The sequence below is a fragment of the Pseudomonas sp. Xaverov 83 genome, assembly GCF_019352905.1.
Taxonomy (GTDB): domain Bacteria; phylum Pseudomonadota; class Gammaproteobacteria; order Pseudomonadales; family Pseudomonadaceae; genus Aquipseudomonas; species Aquipseudomonas yamanorum.
The window spans coordinates 1-15,716 of the sequence record NZ_JAAAFU010000057.1 but is presented as its reverse complement, the minus strand read 5'-3'; the positions used below and the strand labels follow the sequence as shown (position 1 = coordinate 15,716).

The 15,716-nt window shown below is 60.1% G+C and carries 12 protein-coding genes; 3 read left to right on the top strand and 9 right to left on the bottom strand.

Going from position 1 to position 15,716, the window contains the following annotated elements; translation table 11 throughout:
• Nucleotides 1-3 precede the first annotated feature (3 nt).
• From K0H47_RS18510 to K0H47_RS18500, 3 genes are all read right to left on the bottom strand, one after another.
• Entirely contained in the window at nt 4-1,101 is a 1,098-nt protein-coding gene (locus K0H47_RS18510; RefSeq protein ID WP_003216325.1) for an amino acid ABC transporter permease, read from the bottom strand.
• Between the two features lie 10 nt (nt 1,102-1,111).
• The gene (locus tag K0H47_RS18505) at nt 1,112-2,293 is read right to left on the bottom strand and encodes an amino acid ABC transporter permease (RefSeq protein ID WP_063027279.1); all 1,182 of its coding nucleotides are present in this window, start codon (nt 2,291-2,293) and stop codon (nt 1,112-1,114) included.
• Nucleotides 2,294-2,365: 72 nt separating this feature from the next.
• The gene (locus K0H47_RS18500) at nt 2,366-3,397 is read right to left on the bottom strand and encodes an amino acid ABC transporter substrate-binding protein (RefSeq protein WP_010170392.1); all 1,032 of its coding nucleotides are present in this window, start codon (nt 3,395-3,397) and stop codon (nt 2,366-2,368) included.
• Nucleotides 3,398-3,744: 347 nt separating this feature from the next.
• On the opposite strand from K0H47_RS18500, the gene K0H47_RS18495 reads away from it, so the two are divergent.
• The 3 genes from K0H47_RS18495 (at nt 3,745) to K0H47_RS18485 (ending at nt 7,297) form a co-directional block, all read left to right on the top strand.
• A complete protein-coding gene (locus K0H47_RS18495) occupies nt 3,745-4,401 on the top strand; it encodes an alpha/beta hydrolase (protein ID WP_063027277.1) in 657 nt (218 codons plus the stop codon).
• Between the two features lie 96 nt (nt 4,402-4,497).
• Nucleotides 4,498-5,985: an ATP-dependent RNA helicase RhlB gene (gene rhlB / locus K0H47_RS18490; RefSeq protein WP_032899430.1), complete on the top strand. Its 1,488-nt coding sequence runs from the start codon at nt 4,498-4,500 to the stop codon at nt 5,983-5,985.
• A gap of 175 nt (nt 5,986-6,160) precedes the next feature.
• Nucleotides 6,161-7,297 (top strand): FAD-binding oxidoreductase, encoded by a 1,137-nt coding sequence (locus K0H47_RS18485; RefSeq protein ID WP_219273382.1) that lies wholly within the window; start codon nt 6,161-6,163, stop codon nt 7,295-7,297.
• Nucleotides 7,298-7,356: 59 nt separating this feature from the next.
• Here K0H47_RS18485 and moaE read toward each other — a convergent pair whose 3' ends face one another.
• From moaE to K0H47_RS18455, 6 genes are all read right to left on the bottom strand, one after another.
• Entirely contained in the window at nt 7,357-7,806 is a 450-nt protein-coding gene (moaE, locus tag K0H47_RS18480) for a molybdopterin synthase catalytic subunit MoaE (RefSeq protein ID WP_201140089.1), read from the bottom strand.
• 2 nt (nt 7,807-7,808) lie between these two features.
• Complete coding sequence (gene moaD, locus K0H47_RS18475; RefSeq protein WP_177027062.1) at nt 7,809-8,051, bottom strand: molybdopterin converting factor subunit 1; 243 nt, start codon at nt 8,049-8,051, stop codon at nt 7,809-7,811.
• Complete coding sequence (moaC, locus tag K0H47_RS18470) at nt 8,048-8,521, bottom strand: cyclic pyranopterin monophosphate synthase MoaC (RefSeq protein WP_017480021.1); 474 nt, start codon at nt 8,519-8,521, stop codon at nt 8,048-8,050. The genes moaD and moaC overlap by 4 nt, the downstream gene beginning before the upstream one ends.
• 127 nt (nt 8,522-8,648) lie before the next feature.
• On the bottom strand, nt 8,649-12,383 hold the full coding sequence (locus tag K0H47_RS18465) for an autotransporter domain-containing protein (RefSeq protein WP_219273381.1): 3,735 nt from the start codon (nt 12,381-12,383) through the stop codon (nt 8,649-8,651).
• Nucleotides 12,384-12,699: 316 nt separating this feature from the next.
• Nucleotides 12,700-14,094 (bottom strand): PhoH family protein, encoded by a 1,395-nt coding sequence (locus tag K0H47_RS18460; RefSeq protein WP_010170407.1) that lies wholly within the window; start codon nt 14,092-14,094, stop codon nt 12,700-12,702.
• 349 nt (nt 14,095-14,443) lie between these two features.
• Nucleotides 14,444-15,568 (bottom strand): polysaccharide deacetylase family protein, encoded by a 1,125-nt coding sequence (locus tag K0H47_RS18455; protein WP_063027267.1) that lies wholly within the window; start codon nt 15,566-15,568, stop codon nt 14,444-14,446.
• Between the last annotated feature and the right edge of the window lie 148 nt (nt 15,569-15,716).

Below are 15,716 nucleotides of genomic sequence, written 5' to 3'. Positions count from 1 at the left end.
CTCCTAACGCTTGTGGCCTGTGTCCAGCTTGTGTTCCAAATGAATGGAATAGCGGGACATACCAAAACAGAAAATCCAGAACACCAGGGCTGCGAATACGTAGCCTTCAGTGGCCATGCCCAACCATTTCGGGTCGGCGGCGGCTTGCTTGACGCTGTTGAGCAGGTCGAACAGGCCGATGATGATCACAAGGCTGGTGTCCTTGAACAACGCGATAAACGTATTGACGATGCCCGGGATCACCATCTTCAGCGCCTGAGGCAAAATCACCAGGCCCATGCTGCGCCAGTAACCCAGGCCCATCGCGGCCGCGGCCTCGTATTGGCCCTTGGGAATCGCCTGCAAGCCACCGCGCACCACTTCGGCCACGTAGGCCGACTGGAACAGGATCACGCCGATCAACGCCCGCAGCAATTTGTCGATGCCCATGCCTTCCGGCAGGAACAGCGGCAACATTACCGACGACATGAACAGCACCGTGATCAACGGCACGCCGCGCCAGAACTCGATGAAGGTCACGCAGACCACACGAATCGCCGGCATGTTCGAACGCCGACCCAGCGCCAGCACGATGCCCAGGGGCAAGGCCCCGGCAATGCCGACGGTGGCGATCACCAGGGTCAGCATCAAGCCGCCCCATTGGCTGGTGGCCACGTTGGTCATGCCGAAGATCCCGCCGTGCAGCAGGAAGTAGGCAACGATCGGGTACACCACCAAAAAGCTCAGGCCGTAGACCGCCTTGCGCGTGAAGCGCGAGATGAACAACGGCGCCACACCCACGATGGCCAGCCACACGGTCAGGTCGACGCGCCAGCGCAGGTCGCCGGGATAGTAGCCGTACATGAACTGCCCGAAGCGCTGTTGGATAAACACCCAGCAAGCGCCCTCCTTGGTGCAGTCGGCGCGGGTGGTACCCACCCAGTTTGCATCGAGGATCGCCCAGTGCAGGATCGGCGGCACAACCAGGTAGATCAGGTAGAACGCCAACAATGTCAGCAGGGTGTTGAGCCAGCTGGAAAACAGGTTGGCGCGCATCCATGCCATCGGCCCGAACACTTTGTTCGGTGGCGGCATATCAGGTTTGAAAGTATGCGTACTCATGCAGGTTTCCTCACCGCTCGATCAGCGCAATGCGCTTGTTGTACCAGTTCATCAGCAGGGAAATGCTGATGCTGATCGCCAGGTACACGCTCATGGTGATGGCAATAACCTCGATGGCCTGGCCGGTCTGGTTGAGCACCGTGCCGGCAAACAGCGAAACCATTTCCGGGTAACCGATACCGGCGGCCAGTGACGAGTTTTTCGCCAGGTTCAGGTATTGGCTGGTCAGCGGCGGGATGATCACGCGCAGGGCTTGCGGGATGATCACTTTGCGCAGGGTCGGACCGTTGCGCAGCCCGAGGGAACGCGCCGCTTCGGTCTGGCCATGGCTGACGGACTTGATGCCTGAACGCACGATCTCGGCGATAAACGCCGCGGTATACACGGTCAGGGCCAGGGTCAGCGCCAGCAACTCGGGAATCAGCACCCAGCCGCCGACGAAGTTGAAGCCTTGCAGCTTGGGCATTTCCCAGTGCAGCGGCGCGCCGAAAACCAGTGCGCACAGCGTAGGGATCACCACCAACAGGGCCAGGCCGGCCCAGAACTTGTGGAACGGAACCCCGGTGGCTTCAAAGCGTTTGTTGGCCCAACGGGCCATCAACACAATGGCGATGATCGCCACCACCACGCTGATCACAAACGGCCAGAAACCGTCCGCCACCAACGCGGCGGGCATGTTCAGGCCACGGCTGCTGACAAAGAAGGTGTCGCCAAAGTTGTGGCTGTTACGCGGCCCCGGCATCGTCAGGAATACCGCGAAGTACCAGAACAGGATTTGCAGCAGCGGCGGAATGTTGCGGAATACCTCCACATACACGGTCGCCAGCTTGTTGATCATCCAGTTGGGCGACAAGCGCGCCACACCGATGATGAACCCGAGGATGGTCGCCAGGACCACACCGATTACGGTCACCAGCAGAGTGTTGAGCAGACCGATCACAAAGACCCGGGCATAGCTGTCCGATTCGGTGTAGTCGATCAGGTGCTGAGCGATGCCGAAGCCGGCACTGCGCTCAAGAAAGTCGAAACCCGAGGTAATGCCCCGGTGTTGAAGGTTGGTTTGCGTGTTGTTGAACAGGTACCAGCCCAACGAGACCACCGCCACAATCGTGATGATCTGGAATAGCCACGCACGCACTTTTGGATCACTGAAGCTGAGCTTCTGTTTTGGTGCGCCGATTTGATTTTGCATTAAGTGCCCCAGAAATAATGGAACAGAACATCACCCGGCGGTTGGCCCACCGGGTGATAGAACCATCAGCGATCAGCGCACAGGTGGTGCGTATTGAATGCCACCGTTGGTCCACAGTGCGTTCAGGCCACGATCGATTTCCAGAGGAGTGCTCTTGCCGAGGTTTTTCTCGAACACTTCGCCGTAGTTACCGACCTGCTTGACGATCTGTACGACCCAGTCTTTCTTCACTTTCAGGTCTTTGCCGTATTCGCCGTCAGCACCCAGCAGACGGGCAACGTCCGGGTTCTTGGTGGACTTGGCTTCAGCTTCGACGTTTTTGGAGGTGATACCGGCTTCTTCAGCGTTGAGCATGGCGTAGCCAACCCAGCGCACGATGGCCAGCCACTCGTCGTCGCCGTTACGCACGACAGGGCCCAGTGGTTCTTTGGAAATGGTTTCCGGCAGAACCACGTAGTCTTTCGGCGAAGCCAGCTTGCTGCGCTGTGCGTAGAGCTGGGACTTATCGGAGGTCAGTACGTCGCAACGACCGGATTCCAGCGACTTGGCGCTTTCATCGGAGGTGTCGAACGTGATCGGGGTGTACTTCAGGTTGTTGGCGCGGAAGTAGTCGGAAACGTTCAGCTCAGTGGTGGTACCGGCCTGGATGCAGATGGTTGCACCGTCCAGTTCCTTGGCACTTTTAACGCCCAGCTTGTTGTTCACCAGGAAGCCAACACCGTCGTAGTAGGTGATGAAACCCGGGAATTTCAGGCCCATGCCGGCATCGCGGGAGCTGGTCATGGTGGTGTTACGCGACAGGATGTCGACTTCGCCAGACTGAAGCGCGGTGAAACGCTCCTTGGCATTCAACTGGCTGAATTTGACCTTGGTTGCGTCGCCGAATACGGCAGCGGCAACAGCACGGCATACGTCAGCGTCGATCCCGAGGATCTTGCCGCTGGCGTCCGGCACCGAGAAGCCTGGCAGACCGTCGCTCACGCCACATTGCACAAAGCCTTTCTTTTGCACGGCATCCAGAGTGGCGCCAGCCTGGGCGAAACCACTGACACCCAATACGGCAGCCGCGGTCACGATAGCCAGGGTGGATTTCAATACCTTCATTCAAACCTCCAGTTTTGCTCTTGTTGTGTCGGAGCTAGAACCCCACCGCACCCTTATGAGGCGACATCGACCCGTGTTGGCTTTTTTTGGGGTCAAACAGCATGAGGTTTTTGCTTTAAGTCCAGTTGCTATCCCCCGGGCGTCAGTCACTGATAGTGTTACCGCCTGGGGTGAGCCTTGACATCGGGTTTCACATAGCAAGCCCCGTACCAGACTGGTGGCTGAGTGGTTTCGGCCCATGGTCAAGAGCAAAAGATTCAACCTTGCGACATTCTCTTAACAGATCAACCCGTCGCGCACCGTTCCGACGCACTCAATCGGAGCGCACGCACACATATGGAGCAGACATGACCGAACCCTTGATTCTTCAGCCCGCCAAGCCCGCAGACGCCTGCGTAATCTGGTTGCATGGCCTGGGTGCCGATCGCTACGACTTCCTGCCGGTGGCTGAAGCCCTGCAGGAAAAACTCCTGTCGACGCGCTTTGTCCTGCCCCAGGCGCCGACACGTCCGGTGACCATCAATGGCGGCTACGAGATGCCGAGCTGGTACGACATCAAGGCCATGAGCCCGGCACGCTCGATCAGCGTTGAGGAACTGGAAGCCTCGGCAAAAATGGTCACTGACCTGATCAAGGAACAAAAAAGCAGCGGGATAGACGCCTCGCGGATTTTCCTCGCCGGTTTTTCCCAGGGTGGCGCCGTGGTGTTCCACACCGCCTTCCTGAAATGGCAGGGCGCATTGGGTGGCGTAATTGCCCTCTCCACCTACGCTCCCACCTTTGGCGACGAACTTGAATTGTCGGCCAGCCAGCAACGGATTCCGGTGCTGTGCCTGCACGGCCAATACGATGACGTGGTGCAGAACGCCATGGGTCGCAGCGCCTATGAGCATTTGAAGTCGCGCGGTGTCACCGCCACATGGCAGGAATACCCAATGGGCCACGAAGTGTTACCCCAGGAGATACAGGATATCGGTGATTGGTTGGCCGCCCGTCTGGGCTGAAAACCACCCATTGTGTAGCCGCATGACCAACGCACTACGCCGCGCCCGATTCTTGCATTACACTGGCCGGCGTACATTCCTTAACCAATTGATGAGATGACCGTGCTCAAAGCACTCAAGAAGATGTTCGGTAAAAGCGAGGCTGAGCAGCTCGCGCCAGGTTCCAGTGCCCCCGCCCATGTTCAAGGCAGCCGCAATGACGGCCAGCAGCCTGGCCGGACCGCACCTGTAGCCTCGCCAAAAAAAGAGCCGGTGACCACACCCGCCACGGTTAACGTCGCTGAAGAACCAGCCGCCGACCAACCACGCCAGGAGCCACGCCAGGAAAAGCCGCGCCGTGAACGCGCGCCCAAACCTGTGGTTATTCCCTGGAAACTGGAAGACTTCGCTGTCGAACCCCAGGAAGGCAAAACCCGCTTTCATGATTTCAAGCTCGCCCCGGAACTGATGCACGCCATCCAGGACCTGGGTTTCCCGTATTGCACGCCGATCCAGGCGCAAGTGCTGGGCTTCACCCTCGCCGGCAAAGACGCCATCGGTCGCGCCCAGACCGGTACCGGCAAGACCGCCGCCTTCCTGATCTCGATCATCACCCAGTTGCTGCAAACCCCGCCGCCGAAAGAGCGCTATATGGGTGAGCCGCGCGCACTGATCATCGCCCCGACCCGGGAGCTGGTGGTACAGATCGCCAAGGACGCCGCCGACCTGACCAAATACACCGGCCTCAACGTGATGACGTTTGTCGGTGGCATGGACTTCGACAAGCAGCTCAAGCACCTGGAAGCGCGCCACTGCGACATCCTGGTGGCCACACCGGGCCGCTTGCTGGACTTCAACCAGCGGGGCGACGTGCACCTGGACATGGTCGAAGTGATGGTGCTGGACGAAGCCGACCGCATGCTCGACATGGGTTTCATCCCACAAGTGCGTCAGATCATTCGCCAGACCCCGCCGAAAAACGAACGCCAGACCCTGCTGTTCTCCGCGACCTTCACCGAAGACGTGATGAACCTCGCCAAGCAATGGACCACCGACCCGTCCATCGTCGAGATCGAGGCGCTCAACGTTGCCAGCGAGAACGTCGAACAGCACATCTATGCCGTGGCCGGTGCCGACAAATACAAGCTGCTCTACAACCTGGTCAACGACAACGGTTGGGAGCGGGTCATGGTGTTTGCCAACCGCAAGGACGAAGTGCGCCGCATCGAAGAACGCCTGGTACGTGATGGCGTGAATGCCGCGCAACTGTCCGGCGACGTGCCGCAGCACAAGCGCATCAAGACCCTGGAAGGTTTCCGCGAAGGCAAGATTCGCGTGCTGGTGGCCACCGACGTGGCCGGGCGCGGGATTCACATCGACGGCATCAGCCACGTGATCAACTTCACCCTGCCGGAAGTGCCGGACGACTACGTGCACCGGATTGGCCGTACCGGCCGTGCGGGCGCTGCGGGCGTGTCCATCAGTTTTGCCGGTGAAGACGATTCGTATCAGTTGCCGTCGATCGAAACCTTGCTGGGCCGCAAGATCAGCTGCGAAACGCCGCCGACGCATTTGTTGCGCCCTGTAGAGCGCAAACGCCCTTAAGCCGGAATGCGCTAAAAAATGTGGGAGCGAGCCTGTTTGGGAGCTGGCTTGCCTGCGATAGCATCACCTCGGTGTAACTGACATACCGAGGTGCCTGCATCGCGGGCAAGCCCGGCTCCCACGCAAGCCCGCTCCCACATTTGGTTTCAGCGCTTTCAAATTCCAGGAGGAACACATGAACCAGGCCGACTACCTCATCATCGGCGGTGGCATCGCTGGCGCATCCGCCGGCTACTGGCTGTCACACCATGCCCGCGTCATCGTGCTGGAACGCGAGTCGATGCCGGGTTACCACTCCACCGGCCGCTCCGCCGCCCTGTACATCGCCGCCTATGGCACGCCCCAGGTTCGCGCACTGACGCTGGGCAGCCGCGCCTTCTTCGATAACCCGCCAGCAGGCTTTGCCGAACACCCGCTGCTCACCCCTCGCGGTGAATTGCTGGTGGACTTGATCGGCGATCCCGATGAGCTGCAGCGCCACTACCTGAGCGCCAAAGCCCTGGTGTCGGAAACGCGACTGCTCGACGTCGAGGAGTCGATGGCCATGATGCCGATCCTGCGCCGGGAAAAAGTCCATGGCGGGATCTACGACCCGACAGTCTGCGACATCGATACCGATGCGCTCTATCAGGGCTACTTGCGTGGCATTCGGCGCAATGGCGGTGAAATCCATACCGACAACGATGTGCAGAAACTGACCCGTGACGCTCAGGGACTGTGGCAGGTGCGCACCGCGCAACAGCACTTCAGCACCCCGGTAATCATCAACGCCGCCGGCGCCTGGGCCGATCACATCGGCGAGTTGGCCGGTGCACAGAAAATCGGCCTGCAACCCAAACGCCGCAGCGCGTTCGTCTTCGCCCCGCCTGCCGAGCTGAACATCCATGCATGGCCGGAGCTGGCCGCCCTCGACGGCTCGTTCTATATGAAACCCGACGCCGGCATGTTCCTCGGCTCACCGGCCAATGCCGACCCGGTAGAGCCCCACGATGTGCAACCGGAAGAGCTGGACATTGCCACGGGCATCTATCACATCGAAGAAGCCACCACCCTGAGCATCCGCCGGCCTGCGCGGACCTGGGCCGGGTTGCGCAGTTTCGTCAGCGATGGTGATCTGGTCTGCGGGTTCGATCCACAAGTGGAGGGCCTGTTCTGGATTGCGGCTCAGGGCGGCTACGGGATCCAGACGTCTCCGGCGATGGGCCAAGCCAGTGCGGCGCTGGTGCGCGGGAAGCCGTTGCCGGATGAATTGGCGGCGTTCGGGTTGAGCGAAGCGATGCTGTCGCCCCACCGGCTGCAAGCCTCGACCTAACCCCTGTGGCGAGGGAGCTTGCTCCCTCGCCACAGCAAGCTCCCTCACCACACGTGTCGTTATTTCCAGCGATCAGCGGCAGTGTGATCGCTGTCGCGCCCTTCCACCCAGCGCGGCCCTTCACTGGTGTTCTCCTTCTTCCAGAACGGCGCCCGCGTCTTCAGGTAGTCCATCACGAACGCGCAGGCATCGAACGCCGCCTGACGATGGGCACTGGCCGCCGCCACGAACACGATCGGTTCACCCGGCTCCAGGGCGCCGATGCGATGCAGCACTTCCAGCTTGAGCAGTGGCCAGCGTTGCTCCGCCTCTACGGCAATTTTGCCGAGGGCTTTTTCAGTCATGCCAGGGTAGTGTTCGAGGAACATCCCCGCCACATCCAGGCCATCATTGAAGTCGCGCACATAGCCGACAAAACTCACCACCGCCCCCACGCCCGCATTGGCCGCATGCATCGCATTGACCTCGGCACCGGGATCAAACGCCTCGGCCTGCACCCGAATCGCCATGGTCAGCCTCCGGTCACTGGCGGGAAGAATGCCACTTCGTCGCCAGCCTGCAGCGGCTCATCAAGGTCGCACAGTTCCTGGTTACGAGCGCACATCAGGCGAGTCTCGTTGAGCACCGCGAATTCTGGGTCACCGGCCAATGCCTGGCGTACAGCGTCCACCGTTGCGAAGTCGCCTTCCATCTCCAGGGAGTCCAGGCCAATCGCTTCGCTGTAGCGCGCAAAAAACAGTACGTTGATGCTCATGCCTGGTCCGCCTTGAAATGCCCGCTCTTGCCGCCGAGTTTTTCCAGCAGCCGAATGGTTTCGATGGTCATGCCGCGGTCCACGGCCTTGCACATGTCGTAGATCGTCAGGGCGGCGACGCTGGCCGCGGTCAACGCTTCCATCTCCACGCCGGTCTGGCCGGAGAGTTTGCAGCGGGCGATGATGTGCACCGCGTCCAGGCCATCGGCGCTGAGTTCAACCTTGACCCCGGTGAGCATCAGCGGGTGGCACAAGGGAATCAGGTCACTGGTTTTTTTCGCGGCCTGGATCCCGGCGATGCGGGCCACGGCGAACACGTCGCCCTTGGGGTGGGCGCCGTCGACAATCATTTTCAAGGTCTCGGGCAGCATACGCACCCGCGCTTCGGCCACGGCTTCACGGAACGTCACGGCTTTTTCAGTGACGTCGACCATGTGGGCGCGACCTTGGGAATCGAGATGAGTCAGCACAGGGATACTCCTGATCAGGAGCGGCAATTGTAAACCTGTGAGTCAATTTTGCGCAGGGCTGTTTATCCCATGAATAAAGGGGCGCACTGATCCCTCAGTGCGCCCCCTCACAGGCAACGACGCGGAGTCAGAAGCGGAAGGTAAATCCGGCATTGATCCCGTTGTTATTGCCCCGGTTGGACAGCAGACCGCTGTAGCTCAAGGACACCAGCGTGTCCTTGGTCAAGGCCATCTCTGCACTGGCCTTGATGACGGCCCCATCACGGGCCACCGGCACGCTGTTGACGGCAAACGCAGTGTCGCTGCCGGCAAACTTGAGCGAGGCCTCACGGTCGGTATCGCCCAACTGATGCTCCCAGCCCAGTTCACCACGCAACGTCACGGCCGAGGTCGAGCTGACCGGCAATTGGGTATGCGCACGCAGCCCCAATGTCGAGAGCGTGGCGTCCTGGCTTTGCTTGCTGGCATGCAAGGCCGCGGCGCCGCCTTTCTCTTTGAACGAATTGCTTTGGTAGTTCAGGTAAGTCAGGTTGGCAAAGGGCTCGACAAACGCCCATTGGGTGTAGCCGATTTCGCCGAACACCTGATCGGTGCGAGCACTGTAGTCGGCCTTGTCGTAGTCCGACTGGTTGGCGTAAGCCACTCGCCGCGAGCTGTCTATACGGTGCCAGGTGGTGGCGCCGCCCAAGCGCAGAGCGACGGCCTCGAAGCGTTTACCGCCGTAGACCGACAGGTGATAGTTATCGCTGTCTGCCGATGCCGAGGCGTCGCCATTGAGGTGACTCTGGGTGTAGCCGGTCGCTGCGCCCAAACGCCAGCCGTCGCCGACCTCGGTGTCCAGACCGAGCAGTACACCGCTGGTGGACGAGGAGTAGCCACTGGCATTGTTGTCACCGCTGACGTTATCGCGACCGCCCAGCAGTTGCACCCAGCCGCCGTTGTCGCTGGCCTGGATCTGTGCACTGGAATCCAGTGCCTGAGCCTGTTGCAGACGGCCGTTGACGGCTTCGCGAATGTAACGACTGTCGGCCATTTGCGCCGCCGCCACATCCGAGTGCAGTTGCCCCGAGAGTTGCTTGAACGCGTCCCGCGCCTGGGCCGCCGAGTCTGACGCCAGCAGGCTTTCATACACGGGGCTGCCGTTGCCCAAGGTCTCCACTGCCGTGGCCACGGCGCGTTCGTTGCGGGTTTGCGCGACGCTGGCAAAGGTCGTCTGGTTGCGCTCCACCGCAAGGCTCAGCAGGTTCGGCTGATAATTCAGCTGGGTGCCGATAAACAGGTAATTGGGCGAGATCGCCGCAAACTGGCCATTGATGCCTTGGCTGGCGCTGAGGATGCTGTACTGCTGGCCCAGCAAGCTGCGGGCTTCGGTGGCGGACAGCAGATTGGGGCTGTTCTCCAGAGAAACGGTGACCACACCGCCATTGAGGGTAGCGGCGCCGCTGCTCTGAATCTGATCGCTTCGCCCGTTCGGGCCCACTTCTACGGCGTACACCGAGCCCGAGTTGAAGGTCACGTCGCCCGTGTGCAGCGTGCCGATCGAATGCCCCGGCGCCACGCGGCCACCGTTGTTGACGATCAAAGCGCCCACCGTGCCGTTGCCGGCCAGCGTGCCGCCCTGGGTGGTGGTCACACCGTTATCTGCGTTCACCGTGCCCACCGCGCTGCCATCCACCGTCACAGCCGAGGTCAACGCGCCGTCCACCGACAGCTTGCCGCCGCGTACCCAGGTGCTGCCCGAATAGGTGTTCTGGCCTTCCAGCACCAGTTCACCGTCTCCGGACTTGGCCAGGCTGCCGACGTAGGTGCTGCCGGTGAGCAGATCCTTGCCACGTGCCAATGTCGCCTGCTCCCGCGCGCTGCCGATTTCGTATTGAAACTGATCGTCCGCCGACGCATTAGCGGGCAAGCCGTTGAGCCAGCCTTTTTGCTGTCTGGTGGCGGTCCAGGTCGCCTGTTCGGTGGAATCTTCCAAGCGACGGGCGCGGATTGCCTCGTCGGAAATCGGGTTAGCCCAGATATCCCGAGTACCGGTGGGCAATGCCACCGCCACCGAGCCGAGGAACTGCCCCGGCCCCTGCATGGCTTTTTGCAGGTTGGGCAAACCCCAGCCGCTGACCACGCCGGGCACTTGCGGCGTACCCGGCGCAGCATCGTGCACCGGTTGCAGGTTGTCGTAGGTGCGGCCACCGGTCTGGTCCCCCACTGGCGTGTCCGGACCGTCCGGCGCCTGCAAGCTGGAGGTGGTGAGCAACACATCGCGGGCCTGGCTGGCGGTCATGTAGGGGAAGCGTTGGATCACCAGGGCCAGGGCACCGGAAACGCTCGGCGCGGCGGCGGATGTGCCGTTGGCATTGGGGATAATTTCACCTTCGGGCCCAGTGGATGGAATCCCCGAAACGCCCATCACGCACCACCACTTCGAGGTGCCGCAGCGGTTGTACACCTGGGCGCTGGTCTCGTCGTAACCGGTGATCGAAAGGAATTTGGCTTCGATGTCGGGCTTGAAAAACGGCAGGTTGGCGTTGGTGTCCGGGTTGGCCCCGTGGCTGTCGTTACCTGCCGAGATGATCTGAATAAACGTGTTTTGCCGCGCTGCGTCGGCCATCGCGTCCATCCAGGTTTTCTGCCCGGCGTGGGCCTTGTCCCAAAACGGGCGATAAGCGGCGGTCATGTCGCGCAAGTTGTCCGCCGCACTGTCGCCGACATTGCCGAAGTGGTTCTCTACGTCGTTGCGAGAGTTTTGTCCCCAGCTCTGGTTGACGATCGACACATTCTTTGCAGCCAGGGCGTTGTAGCTGGCCATGAAGGCGTTGTAGTCGAGGTCATTGGAACCCTGGAAACGGTTGTCATCGGTGCCGCCGGTATTGGCCACAAAGATGTTCGCGTCAAAGGCAATGCCATGCATGCCCGTGCCGTTGCGACTGGCGCCCAATACACCGGACATTTCCGTGCCATGACCGTCGTTGATGGTCGGGTCGTACTCGCCGGAAATACTGAAGTGCTCGCCCTTTTGAAACTCGCCATCCGGGGTGTCGTGGAGATAGCGCGGATGGGTGGCGTAGTACTCACCGGTGGACGTCACCGCCTGCACCCGATCCTGGCCCTGGGCGTTCTTGCCCTGGAACTCGAAATGCTCGGTGAGGATGCCCGAGTCCAGCACACCGACATTCACGCCCTTGCCGGTCATGCCCAAGGCATAGGCGTAATACGCATTGGTGCGGTCCAGGCCGGAGTTGACCTGGGCTTCCGGGGTCTTCCATGTTTGCGCATTGGCGCTCCAGTCACGTGTAGCGCCCGCCCAGGATTGACCGGCATTCAGTTGCCCGTTGAGGTTGCTGCTGACGCCCGGTTCTACATAGACATAGGGCTTGGCGGCGGGCAGATGGGCGATGATGGCCTTGGAAAAATCCAGGATATCGGTGGTGTAACGGCCGCTGTTGCTGAACAACCGGCTGCGGTAATAGTCCAGGCGCGAGGCATAGTCCAGCGGCCGTTTGGTGTCGCCGAGCATCGCACCAATCGTCAGGTTTTCCGGCTGCAGTTCGTAGTATTGCTTGAGGGCCGAATCGAACTTGTCGGACTGCGCGGCAAAGTCCTTGGCCGCGAGGTCAACGATGTCCGCGTAGGCAAACCGCAGGTTCTTGTAGACATCGGTGTTGGGGCCAAACGAAGCAACCGCGTTCCTGAAGGCCGACTCCAGCACCTGAGCCGTGTAAGGGTTGCTGTCATCCGCCCGGGCCATGGGACCCTGGCCCAGCCATAGCGCCAATCCGAGTGCGATGGGTGTGAGGGGTATCGATTTGAAACCTGCCGTGCCTTTGCGCTGAGGCAAAGTAGAGCCATTACCTGCTACGTCCATGTTCCTTTCCCTTTAGATAAGTGCGTCGTCAATGAGCGATGTATCGGGCTTTTTGTAATAGGCAGGGTCACGCTGAAACCAGTAAGAGGGTCTCCAATGCGTCGTCGAATTGATGAGGCGGTTGTCCGACGGAGCCGAGCGTCGTTTTTATTCTGTTTTTTGTGCCGGCCAAAAAATGTAACAAAATAATTACAATCGCCACAAGCACCTAAAGGCAGGTCAAGGAAAACAAATTTCATGCACAGCAAAAACCCCGGACTTCGTGAGAAATCCGGGGTGATTCGTGGCATTTAGCCACTAGTTAAGACATTTGTGTTTACAGATGCGACTCTGCGTATTCAGCCAGAATCGAGCGAGGGACACCTTGCAGGGCGATATGCACGCCGTTCGGGAAGTCCTTGAAGCGTTCCGTCAAGTAGGTCAGCCCGGAGCTGGTCGCGGACAGGTAAGGGGTGTCGATCTGTGCCAGGTTACCCAGGCACACCACTTTGGAACCGGCGCCGGCACGGGTGATGATGGTTTTCATCTGGTGCGGCGTAAGGTTCTGGCATTCATCGATCAAAATCAGGCTTTGCTGGAAGCTGCGACCTCGAATGTAGTTGAGGGATTTGAACTGCAACGGCACTTTGCTGAGGATGTAGTCGACGCTGCCATGGGTGTTTTCGTCATCCATGTGCAAGGCTTCGAGGTTGTCGGTGATCGCCCCCAGCCACGGCTCCATTTTTTCCGCTTCGGTGCCGGGCAGGAAACCGATTTCCTGGTCCAGGCCTTGCACGCTGCGGGTGGCAATGATGCGGCGATAACGCTTGGTCACCATGGTCTGTTCGATGGCGGCAGCCAGGGCGAGGATGGTTTTCCCCGAACCTGCGGCGCCGGTCAGGTTGACCAGGTGGATGTCCGGATCAAGCAAGGCATACAGCGCCAGGCTCTGGTAGATATCACGCGGTTTCAGGCCCCAGGCTTCCTGGTGCAACAGGGGTTCCTGATGCAGGTCGAGGATCAGCAGCTTGTCGACCTGAATCTCTTTGATCCAGCCCACAAAGCCCTGTTCGTCGATGATGAATTCGTTGATGTGCACAGCCGGCAGGTTGTCGATCAGCTGTACCTGGTGCCAGGTGCGGCCATGGTCCTGACGGGTTTCGACCTTGCTGACGCGGTCCCAGAACGAGCCGGTCATGGTGTGATAACCACGGGACAGCATCGACACGTCATCGACCAGTTGGTCGGTACTGTAGTCCTCGGCAGCGATCCCACACGCTCGTGCCTTGAGGCGCATATTGATGTCTTTGGTCACTAGCACCAGGCGCAGGTCCTTGTCGCGTGCGTGCAGGTCGATCAATTGGTTGATGATTTTGTTGTCGTTCAGATTTTCCGGCAGCAGGCTGTTGGGCTCGCTGCGCTTGCTCATCAGAATCGACAGCAAGCCCTTGGGCCCGCTTTTGCCACGCTGGATCGGTACGCCCACCTCGACATCGTCGGGGGAGGCTTCGCCGAGGGTCTTGTCGATCAGGCGGATGGCCTGGCGGCATTCGGCGGCAACGCTGTGGTGCCCGCTTTTGAGTTTGTCGAGCTCCTCAAGCACGATCATCGGGATGGCGACGTGGTGTTCTTCGAAGTTAAGCAGTGCGTTTGGATCGTGAATCAGTACGTTGGTATCAAGCACATAAAGGATTGGCTGGTCGGAAGAAGGGTTACGTCCATGATCATCCATACTCGGTCACCTTTGTGGGAGCCAGTCGACGCAATACCACGACAGTGCTGCGCCTCGATTCGACCGTCGAACGCACTTGAGGGGCGTCAAGTGCGGTGCACACAAGAGGTGTCTTGGAAGACGCCACCTGTGTTGCAGGTTTCGGCTGTCTGTCTTCGTAATACCGCAAAACACATGACAGGAAAAAGCACTTTGACGCTTTTTTGAAGTTTATTTTTCAGGATGACGAATAGCACTAGGCGAGCCGGCATTGCACCGTTAAAGTCGGAAGTCCGCCTGTATCGAAATATCTCCCAAATTCTCCCCTAAAAAACCTCAGCCCCAACAGGGCCGGGCTCTTTGTGCTTTTTCAGCGAAACGCTTCGCGGCAATCCTGCCAGCCGAGTCCACTTTCTGCCGTGGCGTGTAAAAGCCAGGGTAATGCGATGCGCGCCTTGTCCTGGGTGTCGTGGAATACGATCACTCCGCGCCGCCACAACAGCATCAGCGTGAGCACCCGGTTGGCCGATTCATCGGCCTTGAGCTTGCCGGGTTCGTCTTCCGAGTCGATGTCCCACAAGGCCACTTGCAGCCCCTGTGACTGGAAGAAGCCCTGGCTGTCGGACCGGCGCTGACCGTAGGGTGGCCGGAACAGCGGCAGGTAGTTTTCCGGCATCAGGTTCTGGGCCAAAGAGGCGCTGCGGGTGATGGACGACTGCCAGTCGACCCAGTGGCTATGGGAGCGGTATTGCCAGCCCTGGGTACCAACGCACTGGCCTTGGTACAGCGCCTGCACGTCGGCGGCCGAGCTTTTCTCGACGCGAGTTTGCAGGCTGTTGCCCAGCACGAAGAAGAGGCTGTGCATTTTCTGTTTGCGCAGGTAGTCGGTGAGCCAGTCGGTATTGCCGCTGACCGGGGACGGGCCGCTGTCAAAGGTCAGCAGGAACATCCGGTCGTTGAGCTCGTCGCCATTGCGTTCGTGGTCGCCGAAGCGGGCGATTTCGCTGCTGATCTGGGGGAACAGGGCGGCCTTGCGCAACTGTTCATCCAGGTAGCGTTCGTGGAATGCACGGCTGGGGCCGGCCCAGCCTATATAGAAGGAGTTGTCGCTCACTTCGAATTTGGCGGCTTGTTCGCGCAGGTCGTCCATGTTTTCCACCAGGTAGCAGAAGGAAGCGTCCTGTTCGCAGCTTTGTTGGGCGAAGGTGTAGTTTTCCAATAGCCGTTGCCACAGTTGGCGGCGCAGGTCGTCGATGGAGGCCAGGTTGATGATCTTCAGGCCCAGGCGCTGCTTGAGGGCGGGCTCGTCGAGGGCTTCGCTGGCCAGCAGGGTGTGGGCGAACATCAGGATTTCTGCGCGTGAGGCGACGTCGAACAGGGCGGGATTGCTGAGGCGTTCGGGCCAGGTGCCGCGGTCCAGGGTCGCGACGTCCACAGGGGCGGCTTGGGCGCCCAGGCAGATGAGCCAGGCTGACAGTAAAAGCGCAATTCGCACGAAGGGTCTCCCTTTCCAGAGTCGTCGGGCACTATAGCCGATCACATTGGATTGGTTGGTGTGCATATCCGTTGCTGCGGTAACGGCCGCTTATGGTTCCGCTCTTACAGCGGCTCACTTTTGAAAAGCGCAAAAGTAAGCAAAACGC

Coding starts and splice junctions, on each gene's coding strand:
- moaE (WP_201140089.1), bottom strand. CDS start 7,806: ATGGCGATTCGGGTGCAGGCCGAGGCGTTTGATCCCGGTGCCGAGGTC.
- K0H47_RS18500 (WP_010170392.1), bottom strand. CDS start 3,397: ATGAAGGTATTGAAATCCACCCTGGCTATCGTGACCGCGGCTGCCGTA.
- K0H47_RS18505 (WP_063027279.1), bottom strand. CDS start 2,293: ATGCAAAATCAAATCGGCGCACCAAAACAGAAGCTCAGCTTCAGTGAT.
- K0H47_RS18510 (WP_003216325.1), bottom strand. CDS start 1,101: ATGAGTACGCATACTTTCAAACCTGATATGCCGCCACCGAACAAAGTG.
- K0H47_RS18465 (WP_219273381.1), bottom strand. CDS start 12,383: ATGGACGTAGCAGGTAATGGCTCTACTTTGCCTCAGCGCAAAGGCACG.
- rhlB (WP_032899430.1), top strand. CDS start 4,498: ATGACCGTGCTCAAAGCACTCAAGAAGATGTTCGGTAAAAGCGAGGCT.
- K0H47_RS18460 (WP_010170407.1), bottom strand. CDS start 14,094: ATGGATGATCATGGACGTAACCCTTCTTCCGACCAGCCAATCCTTTAT.
- K0H47_RS18485 (WP_219273382.1), top strand. CDS start 6,161: ATGAACCAGGCCGACTACCTCATCATCGGCGGTGGCATCGCTGGCGCA.
- K0H47_RS18495 (WP_063027277.1), top strand. CDS start 3,745: ATGACCGAACCCTTGATTCTTCAGCCCGCCAAGCCCGCAGACGCCTGC.
- moaD (WP_177027062.1), bottom strand. CDS start 8,051: ATGAGCATCAACGTACTGTTTTTTGCGCGCTACAGCGAAGCGATTGGC.